Source organism: Dyadobacter sp. (assembly GCF_051859145.1).
Lineage (GTDB): Bacteria > Bacteroidota > Bacteroidia > Cytophagales > Spirosomataceae > Dyadobacter.
In genome coordinates, this window is the sequence record NZ_JBHYGF010000304.1 from 1 (window position 1) to 3,836 (window position 3,836).

Consider the following 3,836-nt stretch of genomic DNA (forward strand, 5'->3'; position numbering starts at 1 on the left):
CACTCGAAATCGACGGTGAATATGCTTACGGAAACCTGAAATCCGAAAATGGGGTACACAGGCTTGTGCGCATTTCTCCGTTTGACTCGAATGCGCGGCGTCATACTTCATTTACCTCAGTGTATGTGTATCCGTTGGCTGATGATAACATCGAAATTGACGTAAACCTGGCAGACATTACCTGGGATACGTATCGCTCAGGTGGCGCGGGTGGACAGAATGTGAACAAGGTGGAGACTGCGGTTCGTCTGCATCACAAACCTTCGGGCATTATCATCGCCTGCCAGCAAGAACGGTCGCAGCTGATGAACAAAGAGGTCGCAATCAGGCTTTTGAAATCGCGTTTGTACCAGATTGAGCTTGAAAAGCGCAATTCAGCACGTGCAGAAGTGGAAGCATCCAAACGAAAAATCGAATGGGGCTCGCAGATCAGAAGCTATGTACTGGATGATCGCCGGGTAAAAGACCACCGGACCGATCACCAGACATCTAATACGGATGCAGTACTTAATGGTGAGATCAATGACTTTATCAAGGCTTATTTGATGGAATCCTGATAATAATTCATCAAGACTTACCTCCTGCTAAACGGAATTGCGTTAGCAGGAGGTTTTTTTTATATTCATGTAAAAAAAGTAAGGTTATGAGCAACATGGATCTTGTGACGAAGGTATTAGACTTGCCGGATGCAGCTAAGCAGGAGGTATCAGAATTTCTGGACCAGATTTTAATGAAATACCCAAGAGAGCCAAAAATCCCGCTGAAATTTGGGATGATGAGGGGTACATTTAAAATGTCTGATGATTTTGACGAACCGTTGGAAGACTTCAAAGACTATATGTAATGAACTATATTCTTGATACACACACATTAATTTGGTTTATGGAAGGAGATAAACAGCTTTCCAATCCTGTACTAGCAATCATGGAAGATACCACAAAGTCGAAATTTGTCAGTATTGCATCTGTATGGGAGATTGGAATTAAAACCAGTCTTAGGAAACTTAGGCTTAATAAGTCATTCCGAGAGTTTCTATCTGATTTGTCACGAACCAATATTGCAATTCTTCCAATTGATTTTGATCATATCATGCGAGTAAGTGAGATGGAGCATATTCATAGAGATCCATTTGACCGTATTATCATTGCACAAGCCCTTGAAGAAGCTTATATCGTTCTGGGTCGGGATCCTAAATTTTTGCCATACAATGTGAAAATGATTTGGAACTAGGCCATAACAATTTACCCTACCACAAACTCGGCCACGGCCCGCGCATTCTTCTTGCATTTCACGGCATCGGACAGGATGGACTGAGTTGCTTTAAGCCTGTCGAGCACTTACTGGGAAAGCACTACACCATTTACGCATTCGACCTCTTTTTTCATGGAGCAAATGCAGATTGCCAAATCAATGTCATTTCAAAACCATTCTGGAAAGAGTTGCTCAGCGACTTTTTAGTTAAAAATGTCATTGCTGACTTCGATATAATGGGTTTTAGTATGGGCGGCAGATTTGCATTGACTACAATGGAAACTTTTCCGGAGAGCGTCAAAAATACTTACCTGATCGCACCTGACGGCATTTCGGAAAATCCGCTTTATACCCTGGCAGTACGCAATGCAGCTGGCCGCAAGCTTTTTCATCAGGTAATGCAAAAACCCGGATTCTTCTTTCAAACCATTCAGTTGCTGGAAAACGCAAAGTTGATCAACAGCAGTCTTGTCCGTTTTACCCAACAAATTCTCAACACACCTCAAAAGCGGGAAGCTATCTTCAAATCCTGGACTGCGTTCCGCGACCTGCGTTTTGACATTCCCAAAATAGCGCAACTTGCCGAAGCTAATCACATCCGCATTCTTCTCTTTACCGGTCAATACGATAAACTCCTGAAACCTCACACGGTCAGCAAACTAGCCGGGTTGCTGCCTACTGATCAAACCATTCGGCTAAAAAGCGGCCACTCGCAACTGGTTGCACATGCTGCGGCGTGGATTTGCACATTATTTGAGTAACTTGTCAGACACCCATTCTGACATGATGCAGCAACATTTACCTCAAAATGACACTAATTGGCGGTTAAAGGCAATCATAGGCGGCTCCGCCGGCAACCTGGTTGAATGGTACGATTGGTATGCCTACTCCGCCTTTTCCCTCTATTTCGCAAGTACCTTCTTCCCTGACTCCAACCCAACTGTACAGTTGATCAACACTGCAGGAATATTTGCAGTCGGATTTTTAATGCGGCCAATCGGAGGTTATGTTTTCGGGAAACTGGCAGATACCAGAGGCAGGAAAGTCGCGATGACTTTGTCGGTATTGTTAATGTCGTTTGGCTCCCTGCTGATTGCATTTTTGCCGGGATACAACAGCATCGGTATCCTGGCACCAATACTGCTTTTGATCGCGCGCTTGCTGCAGGGACTGAGCGTAGGCGGCGAATACGGTACGTCGGCCACTTACCTGAGCGAAGTAGCTACTGAGAAACGCAGGGGTTTTTATTCCAGTTTTCAATATGTAACACTGATCGGCGGACAACTTCTTGCACTTGGCTTGCAACTCATTCTTCAAAATATATTCCTCACCGACAAACAAATGCACGAATGGGGCTGGCGCATTCCCTTCATTTTCGGCGCCGCATTATCGCTGATCGCCCTGTACTTACGCGCACATTTAACTGAAACAAAAGCATTTCAGACAAAAACGCAGGAGGTGAAAAAAGAAGGCTCGTTAAAAGAACTGCTTAAACATCCCAAAGCAATATTGATTGTAATTGGTCTGACACTCGGCGGCACGCTCGCATTTTATACCTATACCACTTACATGCAAAAATTCCTGGTCAATACGGTCGGACTTACCAAGTACCAATCTACGATCCTCACCTTTTGCTCTTTGTTCATTTTTGCGGCATTGCAGCCTCTTTTCGGCGCGCTCAGCGACCGCATTGGCAGGCGACCGTTGCTGATCTCTTTTGGTGTATTAGGTACCATCTGCACTTATCCGCTCTTAACTACATTGAGCAAAACCACGGATATGTGGTCGGCATTTGCGCTTTTAATGGCAGCGCTGATCATTGTAAGCGGGTACACTTCCATTAATGCGGTGGTAAAAGCAGAGCTATTCCCAGTGGAGGTCCGGGCATTGGGCGTGGGGCTCCCCTACTCGCTTACGGTTGCAATCTTCGGAGGAACGGCAGAATACTTTGCACTTTGGTTTAAAAACCTGGGACACGAAAGCTATTATTACTGGTATGTGACCGTCTGCATTTTTGTATCGCTCGTGATTTACATCCGGATGAAAGACACAAAACATACTTCACTTATCGAAGACCATTAGCCTTTTATACTAACACCTGATATTTAACATAAAACAGATAAATACCCCTCAGATCATTTCAGGTGTGGTTTTATACAAATACTTTCGTTTGTATTCCAGCGGAGTCATATCCGTAACCTTTTTGAAATGCCTGTAAAAATTGGAGACATTATTGAAGCCGCACTCAAAGCAGATTACCTCCGTCGCCAGCTTATCCTCAATCAACAACCTGCAAGCCTGACTAATGCGTATTTCCACCAGGAAATCATTGTACGTCTTTTTGGTCATTAATTTAAAATACCGGCAAAACGACGTTATCCCAAGATTAGCGATGGAAGCCACGTCTTGCAAAGTGATATCGTTCCGGTAGTTGGACAAGGTGTATGCGTAAATTTTGTTAAGGCGCAGCGTTTCAGAGTCGTTTGACTTATAAAATGCGTGGGCAGAAGCAATGGTCTCGTATTCCGTTGTTTCCGCTAATATTTTTAAAATAGACAAAAGCGCAATCAGCCGGTCAAGATTTT

General features: G+C 44.2%; 6 protein-coding genes. 5 read left to right on the top strand and 1 reads right to left on the bottom strand.

Annotated features, from left to right (window positions below; all coding sequences use genetic code 11):
- The 5 genes from ACTIE6_RS16880 to ACTIE6_RS16900 all read left to right on the top strand — a co-directional run.
- On the top strand, positions 1-557 hold a 557-nt coding region (locus tag ACTIE6_RS16880; protein WP_439557758.1), incomplete at its 5' end, for a peptide chain release factor-like protein.
- A gap of 86 nt (positions 558-643) precedes the next feature.
- Positions 644-844 (top strand): type II toxin-antitoxin system VapB family antitoxin, encoded by a 201-nt coding sequence (gene vapB / locus ACTIE6_RS16885; protein ID WP_439557759.1) that lies wholly within the window; start codon positions 644-646, stop codon positions 842-844.
- Entirely contained in the window at positions 844-1,230 is a 387-nt protein-coding gene (locus ACTIE6_RS16890) for a type II toxin-antitoxin system VapC family toxin (protein ID WP_439557760.1), read from the top strand. Before vapB ends, ACTIE6_RS16890 begins: the two co-directional genes overlap by 1 nt.
- On the top strand, positions 1,221-2,012 hold the full coding sequence (locus ACTIE6_RS16895; RefSeq protein WP_439557761.1) for an alpha/beta fold hydrolase: 792 nt from the start codon (positions 1,221-1,223) through the stop codon (positions 2,010-2,012). The genes ACTIE6_RS16890 and ACTIE6_RS16895 overlap by 10 nt, the downstream gene beginning before the upstream one ends.
- Before the next feature lie 22 nt (positions 2,013-2,034).
- A complete protein-coding gene (locus ACTIE6_RS16900; RefSeq protein ID WP_439557762.1) occupies positions 2,035-3,333 on the top strand; it encodes an MFS transporter in 1,299 nt (432 codons plus the stop codon).
- A gap of 48 nt (positions 3,334-3,381) precedes the next feature.
- On the opposite strand, the gene ACTIE6_RS16905 is transcribed toward ACTIE6_RS16900, so the two are convergent.
- On the bottom strand, positions 3,382-3,836 hold a 455-nt coding region (locus tag ACTIE6_RS16905), incomplete at its 5' end, for a helix-turn-helix domain-containing protein (RefSeq protein WP_439557763.1).